The sequence below is a fragment of the Kosakonia oryzendophytica genome, from assembly GCF_027886705.1.
GTDB classification, from domain to species: domain Bacteria; phylum Pseudomonadota; class Gammaproteobacteria; order Enterobacterales; family Enterobacteriaceae; genus Kosakonia; species Kosakonia oryzendophytica.
Genome location: NZ_CP115659.1, coordinates 2,892,943 through 2,913,688, shown reverse-complemented (window position 1 = coordinate 2,913,688; position 20,746 = coordinate 2,892,943). Strand labels below are relative to the sequence as shown.

At 51.3% G+C, this 20,746-nt stretch carries 18 protein-coding genes; 13 read left to right on the top strand and 5 right to left on the bottom strand.

The annotated features are described in order from the left end of the window. Positions 1–206 precede the first annotated feature (206 nt). The 4 genes from ydiJ to O9K67_RS14015 all read left to right on the top strand — a co-directional run bounded on the left by ydiJ (position 207) and on the right by O9K67_RS14015 (position 5,222). Entirely contained in the window at positions 207–3,263 is a 3,057-nt protein-coding gene (gene ydiJ, locus O9K67_RS14030) for a D-2-hydroxyglutarate dehydrogenase YdiJ (RefSeq protein WP_061495229.1), read from the top strand. After that, on the top strand, positions 3,260–3,670 hold the full coding sequence (gene menI / locus O9K67_RS14025; protein WP_061495231.1) for a 1,4-dihydroxy-2-naphthoyl-CoA hydrolase: 411 nt from the start codon (positions 3,260–3,262) through the stop codon (positions 3,668–3,670). The genes ydiJ and menI overlap by 4 nt, the downstream gene beginning before the upstream one ends. Positions 3,671–3,875: 205 nt before the next feature. Continuing rightward, complete coding sequence (lpxP, locus tag O9K67_RS14020) at positions 3,876–4,793, top strand: kdo(2)-lipid IV(A) palmitoleoyltransferase (RefSeq protein WP_061495233.1); 918 nt, start codon at positions 3,876–3,878, stop codon at positions 4,791–4,793. A 72-nt stretch (positions 4,794–4,865) separates the two neighbouring features. Next, entirely contained in the window at positions 4,866–5,222 is a 357-nt protein-coding gene (locus O9K67_RS14015; RefSeq protein WP_271044599.1) for a hypothetical protein, read from the top strand. A 204-nt stretch (positions 5,223–5,426) separates the two neighbouring features. On the opposite strand, the gene O9K67_RS14010 is transcribed toward O9K67_RS14015, so the two are convergent. Next, positions 5,427–6,167: an EAL domain-containing protein gene (locus O9K67_RS14010; protein WP_061495238.1), complete on the bottom strand. Its 741-nt coding sequence runs from the start codon at positions 6,165–6,167 to the stop codon at positions 5,427–5,429. A gap of 545 nt (positions 6,168–6,712) precedes the next feature. Between O9K67_RS14010 and O9K67_RS14005 the strand changes: the two genes are divergently transcribed. Continuing rightward, positions 6,713–8,536, top strand: a complete 1,824-nt coding sequence (locus O9K67_RS14005; RefSeq protein ID WP_071890009.1) for a PilZ domain-containing protein — start codon at positions 6,713–6,715, stop codon at positions 8,534–8,536. Here the strand turns inward: O9K67_RS14005 and O9K67_RS14000 are convergent. Further along, on the bottom strand, positions 8,469–9,242 hold the full coding sequence (locus O9K67_RS14000; protein ID WP_408612873.1) for an alpha/beta fold hydrolase: 774 nt from the start codon (positions 9,240–9,242) through the stop codon (positions 8,469–8,471). The genes O9K67_RS14005 and O9K67_RS14000 overlap by 68 nt on opposite strands. Positions 9,243–9,829: 587 nt before the next feature. Between O9K67_RS14000 and sufA the strand changes: the two genes are divergently transcribed. The 7 genes from sufA to ldtE all read left to right on the top strand — a co-directional run bounded on the left by sufA (position 9,830) and on the right by ldtE (position 16,456). Continuing rightward, the gene (gene sufA / locus O9K67_RS13995; RefSeq protein ID WP_061495243.1) at positions 9,830–10,186 is read left to right on the top strand and encodes a Fe-S cluster assembly scaffold SufA; all 357 of its coding nucleotides are present in this window, start codon (positions 9,830–9,832) and stop codon (positions 10,184–10,186) included. Positions 10,187–10,194: 8 nt separating this feature from the next. Continuing rightward, entirely contained in the window at positions 10,195–11,682 is a 1,488-nt protein-coding gene (gene sufB, locus O9K67_RS13990) for a Fe-S cluster assembly protein SufB (RefSeq protein WP_061495246.1), read from the top strand. Between the two features lie 17 nt (positions 11,683–11,699). Continuing rightward, entirely contained in the window at positions 11,700–12,446 is a 747-nt protein-coding gene (gene sufC / locus O9K67_RS13985; RefSeq protein ID WP_061495250.1) for a Fe-S cluster assembly ATPase SufC, read from the top strand. Next, positions 12,421–13,692, top strand: coding sequence for a Fe-S cluster assembly protein SufD (gene sufD, locus O9K67_RS13980; RefSeq protein ID WP_061495253.1), 1,272 nt, complete (start codon positions 12,421–12,423; stop codon positions 13,690–13,692). The genes sufC and sufD overlap by 26 nt, the downstream gene beginning before the upstream one ends. After that, positions 13,689–14,909 (top strand): cysteine desulfurase SufS, encoded by a 1,221-nt coding sequence (sufS, locus tag O9K67_RS13975; protein ID WP_061495256.1) that lies wholly within the window; start codon positions 13,689–13,691, stop codon positions 14,907–14,909. Before sufD ends, sufS begins: the two co-directional genes overlap by 4 nt. Before the next feature lie 14 nt (positions 14,910–14,923). Next, positions 14,924–15,340, top strand: a complete 417-nt coding sequence (gene sufE, locus O9K67_RS13970; RefSeq protein ID WP_061495260.1) for a cysteine desulfuration protein SufE — start codon at positions 14,924–14,926, stop codon at positions 15,338–15,340. A gap of 99 nt (positions 15,341–15,439) precedes the next feature. Next, on the top strand, positions 15,440–16,456 hold the full coding sequence (gene ldtE / locus O9K67_RS13965) for a L,D-transpeptidase LdtE (RefSeq protein WP_061495263.1): 1,017 nt from the start codon (positions 15,440–15,442) through the stop codon (positions 16,454–16,456). Between the two features lie 66 nt (positions 16,457–16,522). Here the strand turns inward: ldtE and O9K67_RS13960 are convergent, their stop codons facing one another. The 3 genes from O9K67_RS13960 to O9K67_RS24835 all read right to left on the bottom strand — a co-directional run bounded on the left by O9K67_RS13960 (position 16,523) and on the right by O9K67_RS24835 (position 18,605). Then, the gene (locus O9K67_RS13960; protein ID WP_007374746.1) at positions 16,523–16,759 is read right to left on the bottom strand and encodes a major outer membrane lipoprotein; all 237 of its coding nucleotides are present in this window, start codon (positions 16,757–16,759) and stop codon (positions 16,523–16,525) included. Between the two features lie 308 nt (positions 16,760–17,067). Beyond that, positions 17,068–18,480 carry a pyruvate kinase PykF gene (gene pykF, locus O9K67_RS13955; RefSeq protein WP_061495266.1) on the bottom strand — a complete coding sequence of 471 codons (1,413 nt, stop codon included), beginning with the start codon at positions 18,478–18,480 and terminating at the stop codon, positions 17,068–17,070. A 14-nt stretch (positions 18,481–18,494) separates the two neighbouring features. Continuing rightward, positions 18,495–18,605 (bottom strand): hypothetical protein, encoded by a 111-nt coding sequence (locus O9K67_RS24835; protein WP_420843405.1) that lies wholly within the window; start codon positions 18,603–18,605, stop codon positions 18,495–18,497. 874 nt (positions 18,606–19,479) lie between these two features. Between O9K67_RS24835 and O9K67_RS13950 the strand changes: the two genes are divergently transcribed. After that, a complete protein-coding gene (locus O9K67_RS13950; protein ID WP_061495269.1) occupies positions 19,480–20,736 on the top strand; it encodes an autotransporter strand-loop-strand O-heptosyltransferase in 1,257 nt (418 codons plus the stop codon). Positions 20,737–20,746 lie beyond the last annotated feature (10 nt).

The following is a 20,746-nucleotide window of genomic DNA, read 5'->3' as shown; positions in this document are numbered from 1 at the left end:
TATAACTCACCTTTATTGAATGGCCGAAAATTCGGTGTATCAGGAAATCAACAGAGATAATGATTAATGATTTCAGCGATTTTGGACAGTCTGATTCTGCCTGTAATTCTCATGGGCGCATAAGAAAAAAATGTGATACAACGATGAATGCTGAAAGCAAACGATTAACCTTTTACAACACTCACCGTCAGGCAGGGTCAAGCATAATGATCCCACAGATTTCCCAGGCACCCGGCGTCGTTCAGCTGGTGCTGAATTTTTTGCAGGCTTTGGAGCAACAAGGTTTTACCGGTGATACCGCCACAAGTTATGCCGACAGGCTGACCATGGCGACAGACAACAGTATTTACCAGCTATTACCGGATGCCGTTGTTTTCCCCCGTTCTACGTCAGACGTTGCGCTTATTACCCGCCTCGCATCCGAAGCGCGTTTCCAGTCGCTGGTGTTTACCCCGCGCGGCGGCGGTACCGGCACCAATGGTCAGGCGTTAAACCAGGGTATCATCGTCGATATGTCCCGCTATATGAACCGCATTATGGAGATCAACCCGGAAGAGGGGTGGGTGCGTGTCGAAGCGGGAGTGATCAAAGATCAACTCAATCAATACCTTAAACCTTACGGCTACTTTTTTGCGCCGGAACTGTCGACCAGTAATCGTGCGACGCTGGGAGGGATGATCAATACCGACGCCTCCGGCCAGGGGTCGTTGGTATACGGAAAAACCTCCGATCACGTTCTGGGGGTTCGCGCCGTGCTGCTGGGCGGGGATATTCTGGATACGCAAGCCATGCCTGTGGCGTTGGCTGAAACGCTGGGCGCGGCCAATACCGCCATTGGGCGTATCTATAAAACCGTACTGGAGCGTTGCCGTGATAACCGGCAATTAATTCTTGATAAATTCCCAAAACTGAACCGCTTCCTGACGGGGTACGATCTGCGCCACGTCTTTAACGATGAGATGACCGAGTTTGACCTCACGCGCATTCTTACCGGTTCAGAAGGGACGCTGGCGTTTATTACCGAAGCACGGCTCGACATCACCCCGCTGCCGAAAGTACGCCGCCTGGTTAACGTCAAGTACGACTCTTTTGATTCCGCGCTGCGTAATGCGCCGTTTATGGTGGAAGCCCGGGCGTTGTCGGTAGAAACCGTTGATTCCAAGGTCCTTAATCTGGCGCGAGAGGATATCGTCTGGCATTCAGTAAGCGAATTGATCACCGATGTGCCGGATAAGACCCTGCTTGGCCTGAATATTGTTGAATTTGCCGGTGATGATCAGGCGCTTATTGACAGCCAGGTGCAGTCCCTTTGCGAGCGCCTCGATGTGCTGATGGCAAATGGCGAGGGTGGGGTGATTGGCTGGCAGGTCTGCGACGATCTGGCGGGGATTGAACGCGTCTACGCGATGCGTAAAAAAGCCGTTGGTCTGTTAGGGAACGCGAAAGGAGCCGCTAAGCCAATTCCTTTTGCCGAAGATACCTGTGTGCCGCCGGAGCATCTGGCGGATTACATTGTGGAATTCAGAGCGCTGCTGGACAGCCATGGTCTGAGTTACGGTATGTTCGGCCATGTCGACGCCGGGGTGTTGCATGTTCGTCCGGCGCTGGATATGTGCGATCCGCAACAAGAAATATTAATGAAGACCCTTTCCGATGAAGTGGTTGCGCTAACGGCAAAATATGGTGGTCTGCTGTGGGGCGAACATGGGAAAGGTTTCCGCGCCGAATACAGCCCGGCGTTCTTCGGTGAACAACTTTACGGCGAACTGCGGAAAGTGAAAGCCGTATTTGACCCGCAGAACCGTTTGAATCCTGGTAAGATTTGCCCGCCGGAAGGCGTCGATGCGCCGATGAAGCAGGTGGATGATGTCAAACGCGGCACGCTCGATCGGCAGATCCCGATTGCTGTTCGCGCCTCCTGGCGCGGTGCAATGGAGTGTAACGGTAACGGCTTGTGTTTTAACTTCGATGTAAAAAGCCCGATGTGCCCGTCGATGAAAATTTCTGCCAACCGCATCCATTCGCCAAAAGGCCGGGCGACGCTGGTGCGCGAGTGGCTACGTTTGCTGGCGGATCGGGGTATCGATCCCGTTAAGCTGGAAAAAGAACTGCCCGAAAAACGCGCCAGCCTGCGCACGCTGATTGAGCGTACCCGTAATAGCTGGCATGCACGCCGCGGTGAGTATGATTTCTCCCACGAGGTGAAAGAGGCCATGTCGGGTTGTCTGGCCTGTAAAGCCTGTTCCACGCAGTGCCCGATTAAAATCGATGTGCCGGAGTTCCGCTCGCGCTTCTTGCAGATTTACCACAGCCGCTATCTGCGACCCGTGCGCGATCATCTGGTGGCGACCGTTGAAAGCTATGCGCCGCTGATGGCGCGCGCGCCTAAGACGTTTAACTTTTTTATGAGTCAGCCCTGGGTGCGCTCGCTGTCAGCAAAACATATTGGCATGGTGGATTTACCGTTATTGTCGGTGCCGTCGCTGCAACGGCAAATGGTTGGGCACCGTACGGCCAATATGACGCTGGAACAGCTTGAACAACTGGATGCGGCACAAAAAGCGAAAACCGTGCTGGTGGTGCAGGATCCGTTTACCAGCTATTACGATGCGCAAGTGGTGACTGATTTTGTTCGTCTGGTAGAGAAACTCGGTTTCCAGCCGGTGGTCTTACCCTTCTCGCCTAATGGTAAAGCGCAGCATATTAAAGGCTTCCTGAACCGCTTTGCGAAAACCGCGCAGAAGACGGCAGATTTCCTTAATCGCGTGGCGCAGCTGGAGATGCCAATGGTAGGCGTTGATCCGGCGTTGGTGCTCTGTTACCGCGATGAGTACAAACTGGCGCTGGGGGATAAACGCGGGGATTTCCATGTGCAACTGGTGCATGAATGGTTAGCGACGGTGCCTGACAGCGAAGATGCACCGGCTATCAGCGGCGAACCCTGGTATCTGTTCGGTCACTGCACCGAAGTCACGGCACTGCCCACCGCGCCGGGCCAGTGGGCGTCGATTTTTGCGCGTTTTGGCGCGAAGCTGGAAAATGTCAGCGTTGGTTGCTGCGGTATGGCCGGGACCTACGGCCATGAAGTGAAAAACCATGCAAATTCACTCGGTATTTACGAGCTCTCCTGGCACCAGGCGATGCAGCGTTTGCCGCGTAATCGCTGCCTGGCGACAGGGTACTCTTGCCGAAGCCAGGTGAAACGTGTTGAAGGGAATGGCGTGCGCCATCCGTTGCAGGCTTTATTGGAGATAGTGGGATGATCTGGAAACGCGCAGTAACGCTGGAAGCGCTGAATGCTATGGGCGATGGCAATATGGTCGGTTTACTGGATATCCGTTTTGAGCGCATCGGCGAGGATGCGCTTGAAGCCTCAATGCCGGTAGATAACCGAACTCATCAGCCATTTGGCTTGCTGCACGGTGGCGCATCGGTGGTGCTGGCGGAAACGTTAGGCTCCGTGGCGGGGTATTTATGCACGGAAGGTGAGCAGAACGTGGTTGGCGTGGAAGTCAACGCTAACCATCTGCGTTCAGTGCGAAGCGGGCGCGTGCGTGGGGTTTGCCGCGCGCTGCATACCGGCAAACGACACCAGGTCTGGCAGATCGATATCTTTGATGAGCAGTCGCGCTTATGCTGCTCATCACGTCTGACCACGGCGGTTGTTTAAGCATACCCTGAGGCAGTAATCCAGCGTAAAACTTCATATTTTATTCATTATTCTTTACATAGCTTTTTGACGCTTCGTGCTATATTGCGCACCACTGGATGTATCGCTTCGGCTGCGCCGTATGCGAAGAGCTGTAACGCGTAAAGACCTGATGAAGTGATTCATTGTCTCCTTAAGCGCTACTGAATTGGGCTTTTAGGTAACAATGATGACAACGTTTAAATTGACTTTTTTACACCCCCGAAACTGGGTGACATGGGCCGGACTGGGTTTTCTCTGGCTTCTTGTGCAGCTTCCTTATCCTGTTCTTGCCCGCCTTGGCGCGGGCCTTGGACGTTCCGCCCGACCTTTCCTGAAGCGCCGCGAGCGCATTGCACGCCGCAATCTCGAACTTTGTTTCCCGTTAATGGATGACGCACTGCGCGAAGTGCTCATTGAGAAGAATTTTAAATCGCTGGGTATGGGGTTGATCGAAACCGGTATGGCCTGGTTTTGGCCAGATAAGCGCGTACGCCGTTGGTTTGACGTAGAGGGTTACCAGCATTTACAGGCTGCTCAGGCCAGCCAGCGTGGGGTGATGGTGGTCGGCGTGCATTTTATGTCGCTGGAGTTAGGCGGTCGTGTGATGGGGCTCTGTCAGCCGATGATGGCCACCTACCGCCCCCATAATAATGCGCTGATGGAGTGGGTGCAGACGCGCGGGCGTATGCGTTCGAATAAATCCATGATTGATCGCCGTAACCTGAAAGGTCTGGTGAATGCCCTGAAACAGGGAGAAGCCGTGTGGTTTGCGCCTGATCAGGATTATGGTCGCAAGGGCAGTATTTTTGCACCGTTCTTTTCGGTACAAAATGCCGCGACCACTAATGGCACCTTTGTATTATCACGCCTTTCTGGCGCCAAAATGTTGACGGTAACCATGGTGCGTAAAGAGGACTGTTCAGGCTACTCTTTGCATATCGGCCAAGCGTTGAGCGATTATCCGGCGCAGGATGAGTTTGCCGCCGCCAGCTATATGAACAGAGTGATTGAACGCGAAATTTTACGGGCGCCGGAACAGTATTTATGGATCCACCGCCGCTTCAAAACCCGCCCCGTCGGTGAACCTTCGCTCTATAACTAGTGTGTATCGCAAACGCCCCGTTTACGGGGCGTTGTACTTTTCTTTTGCCAACGAAATTCATATGGGATGCTTATGGTCAGGTTTATTGTGGGCGGTTGTTTTGCCCTTTTTACCGTCTGTTCTTCGGCTGCGGGTATCAATTTGATCTGTGATGAATACGCTGCTGTTGTTGATACGTCCGGGTTAACGGTCAATGGTCGACACTACGGGAATCCGCAGGAAAAGCCTTATGAGATCTCTGATCAATACAGCGGGCATACCCTAACCTATACCGACAGTAATGATGCCAATAAAGAGACGAACTGGGTGGCGATTAATATCATCACGCAGATTGAAACAGGGAAAAAAGCGTTCTTCTACTCGGATAGCAACCATACCAATGAGAAGGCGATTATCTGTACGTTGAAAGAGGGGACGCTGGCACAGTAAGGTACAGACTACGCGTTAAATAACCCTACTAAAAAGCGAAATACTGACGGCCAAAACGGCCGTGATCGCCAATCGCGAGCACTATAGTGCGAATGTGCAAAAGTGGTTGAACCCGAAGGACCCACTGCTCAGCGTTAACCTGCTGCGTGTGTGACACACTGTCAGCCTGTTCACATTGAGCGGGCTGTTTCGTCCTGAACTGACTCAGAATCCCTCAAGTAACCGGATCTGGGTGAAGGTCAGGGGGCGGTGAAAGATATACCCGTGGATCCCGTCAGGACTGTAATGATTTAGCAACGACAGGTCCGATGATTTTTTTACACCTTCACAAATGAGGGTCACACCGGTTGACATTAACTGGCTGATAACGACCTGCAGTGTTGACAGTTTCTTTTCGCTTTCGGCGATACCTTCGATAATCGAACGATCGATTTTAATGGTATCGAAATTAAACAACGCCAGACTGTCGACTTGCAGATTTTCCGCACTGAAATCACCCAGCGAAATCATAAAGCCATATTCTTTGGCTTGTTTTAAAAAAGGTAAACTCTCAATAAACTGTGCTTGTGTCGTCTTTTGGCTTATTTCTATTTCAATGTTTTGCGGCAGGACACCCTTGTGAAGACACTGTTGGTAAAGCCAGGCAAGGTATTCTCTGTCATTGATCAAAAGATGTGAGAGGGTGAATGAGATAGTTAAGTCGCGCTTCAATTTTATTAAGTGACAGATGCTCTCGAATATAAAATTCGTTACCTCGCGAATAGCGCCAGATTGTTCTATTGCCGCAATGCTCTGCTGAGCGGGAATTAAAAAACCATCGGCATTGAAAAATCTGGCAATCGCTTCATATCGGAAGATTTTATTACCTGAGAGGCGAATGATGGGTTGAAACTCGACGGTCATTCGCAATTGCTTACCGCTAATGTCCAGATTTTTACTTTTCATTATTTCAGTAAGGCCCCCACTGAGAGAAACAGTGTTTCACAAGCATATAATTTTTTGATTCTACATGGCGATTCATCACAATTGAAAATTGTTTTGAATGATCGATAGTCTCCTTTTGATAGTTGTCATCTATCACTGTTAAAGAAATGATCGCTTAAATCTATAAATTATACTGGTGTTTTGTGTTTATTAGTTTTACTTTAGGGTAAGGATTTACTGATTCCTTGCAAAGTATTTAGTTTATCCTCTTGTTTTCTTGTATGAAAAAAAGAGGTCGATGAGTAAATAACTCCTTCTGCACAATGCAAGTTTTGGTTAAGAAAAGAAAGGTTTCACCGGAGTACAATACATAGCCTGCTTAGTCAGTCTGATTTTCAGGTTGCTTTAGGAGGGTGTTTTTTATTCTTTTTGGAAAAATCTTAAATTAATTAAGTGACATCTTAAAGGTGTATTCAGAATATTTCTATTCAGGCAATAATAAGAAAAAAACAGCAGCAGTGACGTCTTAGCTTTGGCGATGTAACTTCACATGAAAGGGATATAGCATGGCGGAACACTATTCTCTCCCCCCAGCAAATGTCATTCGTTCATTACTGCAGCATCCCTACATGCTGTCAGTTTATGCTAAAGATATGCCCTACGCATTAGAGGCTGACATTGCAGAACTGAACCACGAAACAAATCGCATCACACTCGACGTCGAATATGCGGGTACAGATATAAACGTGTATCTTGCGGACGGCGGCTTGAGTTTTGACCTGGAAGCGTTAAAAGGCGTGGACGTTATTGAGCGGGAAACATATAGCCTGAGTAATATCCCTGTCCAGGTGATGAAAAAAGACAACATGCATTATCGACTCGAATGCCAATTACCGGAATCTGTTTTTGTCACGGAAAATCGTGACGAGATACGTATCCCGTTTATTCTCGGCATGCAGGCGCACGCTGGAATTGAGGTTTATCCGCCTATGCTGACGATTCCCGGACGTTTACGCAATTTGTCCGTGGGTGGCTGCATGGTTGAAATCGATTTATTCGAAAGCATTGCGCTTAATGTTGGACAGGTTATTCCCGGTGTTACGTTGGCGTTTCCTGACGGGGAGCGTTTTTATGCCCAGGGGTGTGTCCGGCATATACGCCCCTTTGGTAACAATGGCTATGCAGCGGTTGGTATTCAGTTTATCAATCTGTCATCGTCTCAGTTGGAAGCGTTGTCCCGTTATGTGCATGAAGCGGAAAGAGAGGCGGCTTACCGTACCGGCATGCGCGGCACTATGATCTCCCAGTCCCCTTTATTTCTCTGTGGTCAACGAGAGCAGAAGAGCCGGCAACGAGAACAGCAAGAACGGGAGCCACGGGCGCGTCAATCACCGATGGAGCAGGGGGTTATGGCGGTGGCGCACCGCTTGCAGGTCGCGCTGATGTATATAAAGACGCACGATCTTCTGCCTATCCGGATTTTTTATGACTGTGTCGACACGTTGCTTTACCTGTTGAAACAGGATCGCAAAGCCCTGCTTTATGCGCTTAGCTATCTGCGCGATGAACCTGACTGGGTTCGTCATGCGGTGCAGGTAGCGGCAAAGCTGGCGGATATGTTGATCTTGCGAGACCCGCACGATCCGCATGTGCGTGAGGCAACGCTGGGTGCCATTATGCACACGCTGGGTAAACCGTTGCTGGTGAGTGCAGCGTTACCTTCGCTCAAAGCCTGTATGGATCCAGCGCAGAAAATGATACTGCGTACGCATGTCGGGGCACTGCTGAACCGGTTGCGCGAGCTGGGGTGGTCGCCTGGGCTGACATGCCGCGATGTGATTGAAAATGCGAATGAACGGCTGGATGGGATGGGGTATCCCGCAGGTAAACAGGGGAGTCAGCTCTCTTCGCTGGTGCGTCTGTTATCGGTGATTAAAGCGATTAATAAGCTCACCAATGCGCGCAACGGTGTGTCTCCCCTCACGCCATTGACTGCGTGCCGCTACATTTACCAGGCGGACAGTGCCTATGATCGGGCGATCATCGTCGAATATTTGCAAGTCTATGGGTTTTACCCGATTGGTAGCCTGGCGAAATACGCGGGCGGTTTTCTGGCCTGGATTATGGACGTCGATGGCAAAGGTAAACCGAGCGTAGTGCATGTCGTCAAAAATCTTCGCTGCCCTGAAAGCAATATCAGCAGCGTGATGTCGGGAAGTGACTTAGCGCAAATTGGTGCTCTGGAGGATGTTGTTGATCCGGCTGATTACGGCCTGAACGTGGTTAAACTCCAGGCCGTTATCCGCAGCGAACAGCCGTTTTTTACCCGTACTGCCTCAGAAAATCGACAATCAGTTGTGTCACCATCTCCGGGTTTTCCCGGTTACTGATATGCGCGGCATTGGGGATCAGGGTAAAGTCACAACCCAATTTTTCCGCCATCAGTCGCCCTTCGGTTGCCGGGCGAGGTAAATCGAGCGCCCCGGTGGCAACGTGCGTCGGGCAGGTGATGGTTTCCAGCAAAGCCAGGCGATTCGGACGACCAAAAATCAGTTCGCCCAATGGCACAATGCTGGTGCGTAATTGTTCGGGACTTAGCGCGGAGAGCGAGGTGGAGAGCTGCCGGATGTCTTCCGGATTGGCATATCGGGAATAGAATTGCGCAACCACATACTCGAGCATCGGCACAGGGATACTGCCCAGTGCTTTGATGGCATTGAGCATCATGAAATAACGATCCCTTGCCTCTTGCGTCTCATCCCCCACAAAGGTGTCAAACAGCATTAACGCCTTGACTCTTTCCGGGGCGGCGGCAGCCAGTTCAGCCCCCCACATTCCGCCAACGGATAAACCCACCACGGCAAATTCACGGATGTCCAGTGAGTCCATCAATGCTAAATGGTCGACGGCAATGTCTGCCATAGAGGATGTCGATGCAGGCAGGGCAGGCGACTGCCCATGGCCCCATAAATCCGTCGCAATAACGCGGAAATATTTTGCCAGGGTGTCAATTTGCGGTGACCACATGGATTTATCAAACAGGTAACTGTGACCTAATAAAACGGGAAACCCTGTACCTGTATCTGAATACGACATCATTGACTGCGTCATCACCCATACTCTCCGTGTTTGATGGCCCATAGCATTGGGCCTGGGTAAACAATAACGATTATGATAGTTGAGTTATTGACCCGTGGTGAAGACGATAAAATCTCATTCTGCTGTGTGATAGCAGGCAACAAGTGCGGCAGGGGGATACAACAGGACAATATGGGGCTTGTTGATGAACAGGGATTTTTGGAATAAAACGTGAAAATTCAACTGTGTCAGCGTACAGCGAGCCCATTCTATGGCTGCCCATCATTAACTGGCGGGGCGCTGTTATCCTGAGAAGTAAAACATTACACATCGCAACGACGTAACCGATATCAAAAATAGGTATTACCTATACATCTTTTCTTTTCCGCCTGCTTTCCTGCAACGGGTTGCCTAAAGCCGTTATTTATCAATTTATTAAACAATTTTTTACCTGGCTGTAAAGCCTTTCAGCAGAGTCTATGCTTATAGCAAGTGCCGAAAAAGGGGCTGCCAGGGAATAACCCTGCGGAAAACGGGTTGAAGTGATAATCATTATCACTAACATAGCATTATGCTCTTCAGATCGGGTGACGTGAGGTAAAGCGATGGAATCATTTAATCCGCAAGATTTTGCATGGCGTGGGCTGACCATGACACCGGCGGCCGCAGAACATATCCGTGCGCTGGCCAGTAAACAGGCGGGTGTACTTGGCGTAAGGCTTGGCATTAAACAGACCGGCTGTGCTGGTTTCGGTTACGTATTAGACACCGTAACGGAGCCCACAGATGACGATTTACTGTATGAATCTGATGGCGCACGTCTCTACGTCCCGTTGCAGGCGATGCCGTTCATCGACGGCACTGAAGTGGATTATGTGCGTGAAGGGTTAAATCAGATTTTCAAATTTCATAACCCCAAAGCCCAGCATGAATGTGGCTGCGGTGAAAGTTTTGGGGTATAGGCGGTACTATGTCTCGTAATACTGAAGCGACTGACGATGTCAAAATCTGGACCGGCGGCAACCTCAACTATAAAGAGGGCTTTTTTACCCGGTTGAGTACCGATGAGCTGGCAAAAGGCATCAATGAAGATGTGGTGCGGGCGATCTCGGCAAAACGCAACGAACCCGAGTGGATGCTGGAATTCCGCCTGAATGCTTATCATGCATGGCTGGAGATGGAAGAGCCGCACTGGTTGAAAGCGCACTACGATAAACTTGATTACCAGGATTACAGCTATTATTCCGCGCCGTCTTGCGGTAATTGCGACGACACCTGCGCGTCTCAACCGGGGGCTGTCCAGCAAACGGGCACCAATGCCTGGTTGACAGAAGAAGTGGAAGAGGCATTCAACCAGCTCGGCGTTCCGGTGCGTGAAGGCAAAGAAGTGGCGGTGGACGCTATTTTTGACTCGGTATCGGTAGCAACCACCTACCGGGAGAAATTGTCTGAACAGGGCATTATCTTCTGCTCCTTTGGCGAGGCGATCCACGATCATCCTGAACTGGTGAAAAAATACCTGGGTACTGTCGTTCCTTCCAACGATAACTTCTTTGCTGCGCTGAATGCCGCCGTCGCTTCTGACGGCACGTTTATCTACATTCCAAAAGGCGTGCGTTGCCCGATGGAACTGTCGACCTATTTCCGTATTAATGCCGAAAAAACCGGACAGTTCGAACGGACCATTCTGGTGGCGGATGAAGGCAGTTACGTCAGCTATATCGAAGGCTGCTCAGCACCGGTGCGCGACAGCTATCAGCTTCATGCCGCCGTGGTGGAAGTGATTATCCACAGAGACGCCGAAGTGAAATACTCAACGGTACAAAACTGGTTCCCGGGGGATAACAACACCGGTGGGATCCTCAACTTTGTCACCAAACGTGCTCTGTGCGAAGGCGACAACAGCAAAATGTCGTGGACCCAGTCCGAAACCGGATCGGCCATCACCTGGAAATACCCCAGTTGTATCCTGCGCGGCGACAACTCCATTGGTGAGTTCTTCTCGGTGGCGCTGACCAGCGGACATCAGCAGGCAGACACCGGCACCAAGATGATCCACATCGGTAAGAACACCAAATCGACGATTATTTCGAAAGGTATCTCCGCCGGGCATAGCCAGAACAGCTATCGCGGGCTGGTGAAGATCATGCCGACGGCGACCAATGCGCGTAACTTCACGCAGTGCGACTCAATGCTGATTGGACCGGACAGCGGCGCGCATACCTTCCCGTATGTGGAGTGTCGTAATAACAGCGCCCAGCTTGAGCATGAGGCCACCACATCACGTATTGGTGAAGATCAACTGTTTTACTGCCTGCAACGCGGTATCAGTGAGGATGACGCTATCTCGATGATCGTCAACGGCTTCTGTAAAGACGTGTTCTCCGAACTGCCGTTGGAATTTGCCGTTGAAGCGCAAAAACTGCTGGCCATTAGCCTTGAACACAGCGTCGGTTAAGGATTAAGGGATAATAAATGTTAAGTATTAAAGATTTGCAGGTTAGCGTAGACGATAAAGCCATCCTGCGTGGTCTGAGCCTGGAGGTTCGTCCCGGCGAAGTGCACGCGATCATGGGGCCGAACGGCTCCGGGAAAAGCACACTTTCTGCGACCCTGGCCGGACGTGAAGATTACGAAGTGGTTGGTGGCAGCGTCGAGTTTAAAGGTAAAGATTTACTGGAACTGTCGCCGGAAGATCGTGCGGGCGAAGGCGTGTTTATGGCTTTCCAGTACCCGGTGGAAATCCCTGGGGTTAGTAATCAGTTCTTTTTGCAAACCGCGCTGAATGCGGTGCGTGAGTACCGTGGCGAAGACGCGCTGGATCGTTTTGATTTCCAGGATCTCATGGAAGAAAAAATCAAGCTGCTGAAAATGCCGGAAGATTTACTGACCCGCTCGGTTAATGTGGGTTTCTCTGGCGGTGAGAAGAAGCGTAACGACATCCTGCAAATGGCGGTGCTGGAGCCAGATCTGTGCATCCTGGATGAAACGGACTCCGGTCTGGACATTGATGCGTTGAAAATCGTTGCCGATGGCGTTAATGCTCTGCGCGACGAAAAGCGCGCGTTTATCATCGTAACGCATTACCAGCGCATTCTGGATTACATCAAGCCCGATTTTGTGCATGTGTTATATCAGGGGCGCATCGTGAAATCCGGCGATTTCACGTTGGTTAAGCAACTGGAGGAGCAGGGCTATGGCTGGCTTACAGAACAGCAGTAACGCGCTGCAACAGTGGCATCACCTGTTTGAAAAGCAGGGGGGTGCGCGTTCTGACGCGGCGCAGCAGCACCTCCAACAGATGCTGCGTTTGGGGCTACCCACCCGCAAACAGGAAAACTGGAAATACACGCCGCTGGACGGCCTGCTGAGCAGCCAGTTTGTTGTTGCGGCGGGAACGGTCAGTGAGCAACAACGCGACGCGCTGGCGCTGCCGGTTGATGCGGTGCGCCTGGTATTTGTTAATGGCATTTTTAATGCGGCGCTGAGCGACGATACCGCAGGCTCCGGTTTTGATGTGACCTTTAACGATGCCCGCCAGCAATTGCCTGCACCGGTACAACCGGAAATCTTTTTGCATTTAACCGAAAGTCTGGCGCAGTCCGTGACCTGGATTCAGGTGGCGAAAGACCTGCGGCCTTCTAAGCCGTTGCTCTTAATGCATATCACTCAGGGAGTGGCGGGGGATGAGATGAACACGGCGCATTATCGCCATCATCTTTCGCTGGCGCAGGGGGCGGAAGCGACCATCTATGAGCACTATGTCAGCCTCAACGACAATCCGCATTTTACCGGCTCGCGGCTAACGATGAGCGTTGCAGCGAATGCCCGTCTGCATCATGTGAAGCTGGCGTTTGAAAACCCAGCGAGCTACCACTTTGCGCACAATGATATCTGGCTTGCGGACAACGGTTCGGCAAAGAGCCACAGTTTCTTGCTCGGTGGCGCAGTGCTGCGACATAACACCAGTACGCAACTGAATGGCGAGAACACGCAGCTCAATATCAACAGCCTGGCAATGCCGGTGAAGTCGGAAGTGTGCGATACGCGGACCTGGCTTGAGCATAATAAGGGTTACTGTCATAGCCGCCAGTTGCATAAAACCATCGTCAGCGACAAAGGCCGGGCAGTTTTTAACGGATTAATTAAGGTGGCACAACATTCCATCAAAACCGATGGACAGATGACCAACAACAATTTACTGCTCGGTCGTCTGGCGGAAGTGGATACCAAGCCACAACTGGAGATCTACGCCGACGATGTGAAATGCAGTCATGGTGCCACCATCGGGCGAATCGATGATGAGCAGATGTTCTATTTGCGCTCGCGCGGGATCAACCAGCAGGCGGCGCAAAAAATGATTATCCATGCCTTTGCCGCTGAACTGACGGAAGCGATCAACGACGAGGCGCTAAAACATCAGGTGTTGGCGCAAATCAGTCAGCGTCTGGCAGGGGGCGTAGCATGAGTTTTCCCGTCAACGCCGTACGTGCCGATTTCCCGGTACTGCTGCGTGAAGTGAACGGACTGCCGCTGGCATATCTCGACAGTGCCGCCAGCGCACAAAAACCGAATCAGGTTATTGATGCCGAAGCGGCGTTTTTCCGCCACGGCTATGCCGCGGTACATCGCGGCATTCATACGTTGAGCGCAGAAGCCACGCAACGTATGGAAAATGTGCGCGTGCAGGCTGCGGCGTTTCTTAACGCGCGGCTGCCGGAAGAACTGGTGTTTGTGCGCGGCACGACCGAGGGTATTAACCTCGTGGCAAACAGCTGGGGCAACAGCCAGGTGCACGCGGGTGACAATATAGTTATCAGCGCTATGGAGCATCACGCCAATATTGTGCCGTGGCAAATGCTCTGTGAACGCGTCGGTGCGCAACTACGTGTTATTCCGCTCAATCAGGATGGCACCTTGCAACTCGACGTGCTGCCCACATTGTTTGACGAGCGTACCCGCCTGCTGGCCATCACTCAGGTTTCGAATGTACTGGGCACCGAAAACCCGGTGGCGGAGATGATCACACTGGCGCATCAGCACGGAGCGAAAGTACTGGTGGATGGTGCCCAGGCCGTAATGCATCATTCAGTGGACGTGCAGGCGCTGGATTGTGATTTTTATGTCTTCTCCGGCCATAAGCTGTACGGACCGACAGGGATTGGTGTGCTGTACGTGAAAGAGGCGATCCTGCAGGATATGCCGCCGTGGGAAGGGGGCGGTTCGATGATCGCCACCGTCAGTCTGACGGAGGGCACCACCTATGCCAAAGCGCCCTGGCGTTTCGAAGCCGGCACACCCAATACCGGCGGCATTATCGGCCTTGGCGCAGCTATTGATTACGTCACCCGACTTGGGCTGGACGCCATTGGCGAATATGAGCAGACGCTGATGCGTTACGCGTTAACTGCACTGGCAGAGGTGCCGGATTTAACCCTGTATGGCCCGGCGCAGCGTCAGGGGGTGATTGCTTTTAATCTGGGGAAACACCACGCCTATGACGTAGGGAGTTTCCTCGATAATTACGGTATTGCGGTGCGTACCGGGCACCATTGTGCCATGCCATTGATGGCGTTTTATAAAGTGCCGGCCATGTGTCGCGCATCGCTGGTTATGTACAATACAGAAGAAGAGGTGGATCGTCTGGTAGCTGGCCTGAAACGTATTCATCAGTTGCTGGGCTAACGTAAGAGGCGAACATGGCTGCATTACCGGATAAAGAGAAGTTGTTGCGCAATTTTAATCGCTGCGCCAACTGGGAAGAGAAATATCTCTATATTATCGAACTGGGACAACGCCTGCCGGACCTGAGCGAGGAGGCCCATAACCCGGACAACATTATTCAGGGTTGCCAGAGTCAGGTGTGGATCGTCATGCAGCGCAACGACGCGGGTGTGATTGAACTGTCAGGCGACAGCGACGCCGCTATCGTTAAGGGGTTGATTGCCATTGTGTTTGTGCTTTATCAGCAAATGACAGCGCAGGATATTGTGGCCTTTGATGTGCGTCCGTGGTTCGAACAGTTGTCGTTAACCCAGCATCTTACTCCCTCCCGCTCGCAAGGGCTTGAAGCAATGATCCGCGCGATACGCAACAAAGCGGCAAACATTAGCTAAACTCAAAAGACAGCTTTCATCCTGTTACGCGAGGCGATCCCCGTCTCGCATGGATTTTCAGCTTTCCGGCAGCCTGCCGGTGAATACAGGAACGTCAGTATGAAACGCGCGTCTCTTCTTTCCTTATGTCTTTTCGGCGCTTTTAGCGCTATACAACTGGCCCATGCAGCGGAATACGTTCTGCCGCCGGATGGCAGCCGTCTCATTGGCGAAAATCAAACCTGGACCGTCAGAGCGGAGGATAAAAATCTGCAGGCCATTGCGCGGCATTTTGATACCGCAGCGATGCTGATCCTGGAGGCGAATGACACTATTGCGCCGGTTCCTCGTCCCGGTACGGTGGTGACCATTCCGTCGCAAATGCTGTTACCGGATACGCCCCGTGAGGGCATTGTGGTGAATCTGGCTGAGCTGCGGCTGTACTATTTCCCGCCGGGAAAAAACAGTGTGCAGGTCTACCCGATCGGTATCGGTCAACAAGGACTGGAAACGCCGGTTTCTGTGACCCGAGTCAGCCAGAAGATCCCTAACCCAACCTGGACGCCAACAGTTGGCATACGTGCGCGCTCACTGGCCAATGGCATTGAACTGCCACCCGTGGTGCCCGCCGGGCCACATAACCCGCTGGGGCGCTTTGCGCTGCGTTTGGGCATTGGTCATGGCGAATATCTCATTCATGGTACCAATGCGCCTGACAGCGTCGGGTTGCGGGTCAGTTCTGGCTGTATGCGTATGAGCGCGCCGGATATTCAGGCGTTGTTTGCTCAGGTCTCCGCCGGGACTCGGGTGACCATCATCAACGAGCCGGTGAAATACGCCGTGGAGCCCGATGGCAGGCACTATATTGAAGTTCATCGTCCGTTGTCGCAGACGGTGGAAGAAGATACTCAGCGGGTGCCCATCCAGCTTTCTCCTGCGCTGGCTACGTTTATTAACCAGTCCGGTGGTGACAAGAAGCTGATCGAGAAGGCGCTGAATCGTCGCGCAGGTTATCCGGTTGCTGTAGCGTCGGGGAAATCCGCAGCGGTGAATCCGGAAAGTGTGTTATCGGTGCAGAACAGCGCAGAAGCCGCGGCAATGAATACGGAAACGGGACAGAGGGCGATAACGCAGTAGATAAGGAAGGGGAATGGCAGGCAAAAAAAATGGCGCACTACGTGCGCCATTTCAACACAGGAACTCTTACTTACGGTAAGAGTGAGCCTGGTTGTCCAGACGCTGGTTAGCGCGAGCTGCGTCATCTTTAGCAGCCTGAACGTCGGAACGGATTGCGTTCACGTCGTTGCTCAGCTGGTCAACTTTAGCGTTCAGAGTCTGAACGTCAGAAGACAGCTGATCGATTTTAGCATTGCTGGAGCAACCAGCCAGCAGAGTAGAACCCAGGATTACCGCGCCCAGTACCAGTTTAGTACGATTCATTATTAATACCCTCTAGATTGAGTTAATCTCCATGTAGCGTTACAAGTATTACACAAACTTTTTTATGTTGAGAATATTTTTTTGATGGGAATGCCCTTAAATTTGATCGTTCGCTCAAAGAAGCACCGACTTTGAATAAAAGGTTAAAAAACGCGTGTTAAAACAGCAGGCTTCCATCGGATTCATCTTAGATAATGCCGGGCTTAAATAGTGAAATCCGATTTGATTTTTTATTTTGAGTGGTTACCGGAATATAAAAAAAGCGCCGCAAGGGCGCTTTTTTAATCAGTCTGTAATGTTTGACTATATTACAGAACGTGGACAGAGGCCGTGTTGGTCGTGCCGCTTGGAACCAGTGCACCAGAAACCATTACCACAACGTCGCCTTTGGCCGCCAGGCCGCTTTCCAGCGCCACTTCTTTACCCAGACGGTAGAAATCATCGGTAGAGGAGATCTCTTTCACCAGCTGCGCAACAACGCCTTTGCTCAGCACCAGCTGACGCGCGGTCACTTCGTTGGTGGTCAGCGCCAGAATAGTGGCATCCGGGAAATATTTGCGTACTGCGCGTGCGGATTTACCGCCCTGGGTTGCAACCACAATCAACGGGGCTTCCAGTTTTTCAGCCGTCTCAACCGCACCACGACATACGGCTTCGGTAATGCGCAGTTTGCGGCTGTCGTTGTTGAAGTCCAGGCGGCTGGTCATCACGCGGTCGGTACGTTCGCAGATGGTAGCCATAATGGTCACAGCTTCCAGCGGATATTTACCTTTTGCGGATTCGCCAGACAGCATAACTGCGTCGGTACCGTCGAGGATGGCGTTCGCCACGTCGCCAGCTTCAGCGCGGGTCGGTCGCGGGTTTTTGATCATAGAGTCCAGCATCTGGGTCGCAGTAATGACCACTTTGCGCGCGCGGATACATTTTTCGATCATCATCTTCTGCGCGAAGATCACTTCTTCAACCGGGATTTCAACGCCCAGGTCGCCACGCGCAACCATGATGCCGTCGGATGCTTCGAGGATTTCGTCGAAGTTATTCAGGCCTTCCTGGTTTTCGATTTTGGAGATGATCTGAATGTGTTCGCCACCGTGCGCTTTCAGATGCTCACGGATTTCAACCACGTCAGAACGTTTACGGATAAAGGATGCGGCAACAAAGTCAACGCCTTGTTCGCAACCAAAGATCAGGTCTTGCTTATCTTTTTCAGCCAGCGCCGGCAGGGCGATGGAAACGCCCGGCAGATTAACGCCTTTATTTTCGCCGAGGTCGCCGTTATTCAGTACCTTACAGATAACTTTGTTGCCTTCGATGGCAGTCACTTCCATGCCGATCAGACCATCGTCCACCAGCACCGTGTTGCCAACGTTCAGGTCAGTGGTGAAACCTTCGTAGGTCACCGCAACGGTATCAGCGTTACCCACAACGGATTTGTCGGTGGTGAAGGTGAAGGTCTGGCCCGCTTTCAGCGAAACATCGTTGCCGCCTTCCAGTTTGATGGTGCGGATTTCCGGACCTTTAGTGTCCAGCAGAATCGCCGCTTTTTTACCGGTTTTGCTCATCACGTTGCGCAGGTTTTTGATGCGCTGGCCGTGTTCCGCATAGTCGCCGTGAGAGAAGTTCAAACGCATGACGTTCATGCCCGCGTCCAGCATCTTCGCCAGCATCTCTTCGGATTCGGTTTTTGGACCGATGGTGCAAACAATTTTGGTCTTTTTCATGACAGTTCTGGTCTTTAAGTTTGAGTTGAGAAGGATATGGAAATCACGCTCCGGGTAGCGCACGGCTCCGGAGTCAAACCTGTGTTGCGAAAAGAGCGATGCCACAGCCTAAGGATAGGTGACATCAAAAAAGCGTGCAGAGTAATGTGTGCCTGAGATTCAGCCAGCTCGGGGAAAAATTGATGTGAGTTATTTGTTTTAAAGTTCAATCAGCTGAATCCATTCAAATTAGGATGGCGGCATTATAGCGTCCACCTTGACAGAAAGGAATTAAAAACGCTGTTTCAAAATTCGAATTTCTCGTCATCATCATTTTGTTGTGTAACCGTTATCACAAAATTGCGCAACCGTTGCATAAGCGAGGCGGTATGGGGCCTGGCCATAGTGTTGACATCAGTTTGACCCACTCGACGGCAACGTTATTTCTCTGCTGCATACAGATTGATTTATTCTCACCTTTTTGTTGCGTTAAAAATAATCAATCGGATTGTTCCGTTTATTATTTGACGTAAAAATACATAGGTGAGAATTAAATAAAAAAGAGTGCGCTGGCTCGCTTTTTAAATAACTAGCGAGGCGGATTGGTTTTACTCCATCTGTGATCTTAACGAGGTGGATATATTCTCGTAGAGGCTACCTGAAGAGGCGCGGATATATTTCATATTTTCAGTAGATATCACTTTTTTGCACTAAGTTTGCTTTAAGGATAATCCTAAAATATTTGCTCTTCCTGAGATTTAACTCGTTGTTTTTTCTATGTTAAGTGAAGGGTGCCTAAATACAATAAAAAAACTAAGTTATTGATATACAGAGATCTTAAATTTTAGAAAGAATTTGCAATAAGTCTCCTTATTACTACCATTAATCGACTCTTAATGAGACTCAATAAATTTATGAAGACATTCGCTCTGGATTATTGCATCCGGAGGTCGGCTGGTGCCTGATTATTATTTACTGCCAGCCTTATTTAATGCTTTTACTCATGATTAAGGTTGGGCGATGACGACTTCCGCAGTGGTTGGTCATGGATATGCTTTTATTTCACCGCCAGAATTCCCTACTCAGCAGGGGCCAATGGGTATCCTGTATGATTTTAATGACGGTGCCCGGTTACTGTTACCGCCCGGCAACTGGCGGGTAGAAATAAGCGATGAAGAAACGGGAAATATCCTCTTTTCCGACGATGTCGCACAGGGCTGGGTGATCAGCACAAAAAAGTATTATGTGCGGTTTCGTCTGCGAGTCTGGGACGGTGTTCAGTCGGAACCCGTGCTGGATCACGTTCTGGATATGCACGGCAAAAAGGTGCTGGTCTCATTTCCCTGCGGTACGCTGGGCGATCTCATTGGCTGGGTACCTTACGCCGAACGCTTTCGACAGACGTACCAGTGCAACGTTGATTGCACCATGGCACAGCCCATCGTCGATCTTTTTAAACCTGTCTATCCACAACTCAATTGTTTTACTCCTGAAGCCTGGCAGACCGGGCCGGGCGTGAGCGAGCCGCCCTATGCCAGTTGGCGCGTCGGGCTGTTTTTTCACGGCGATCTCAACAAGCAACCATTTGATTTTCGAGCCGTTGGTCTGCACCGCAGCGCCGGTCATATTCTCGGTGTCGACCCCACCGAAATCGTTCCGGATCTGCGCCAGCGTAGCTCACGTCGTATCGCCGAACCCTACGTCTGCATTGCGACTCAGTCCACCAGCCAAGCCAAATTCTGGAACAACGGCAGCGGCTGGCATGAAGTGATCGACTATCTCAAAGAGCAGGGCTACCGCGTGCTGTGTATCGACAAAGAGCGCGTGGTAGGGCGCGGTTACATTTGGAACAAAATCCCCCACGGCGCGGAAGATTTCACCGGCAATCTGCCCCTCGCAGACCGCGTGGCGCTGCTGGAGCACGCCGAATTCTTTATCGGCCTCGGCAGCGGTCTCTCCTGGCTTGCCTGGGGCTGCCGTATTCCGGTGGTGCTAATCAGTGGATTCAGCCTGCCTAACAGCGAATTTCATACCCCCTGGCGCGTCATCAACACGCATGTCTGCAACGGCTGCTGGGATGACGTGCGGTTTAATTTTGATCATCAGGACTATTTCTGGTGTCCGCGCCACAAAGGCACGGAACGCCAGTACGAATGCACACGTTTTATCACTGGCAAGCAGGTCATCGGCCATCTTCGTCGGCTGATTGCCCTGCAAAGCGATCCCTTTGGCATCAAAACAACAGCATTTGCAGACCCCGATCAACACGCCGCCTGACGGATGAGGG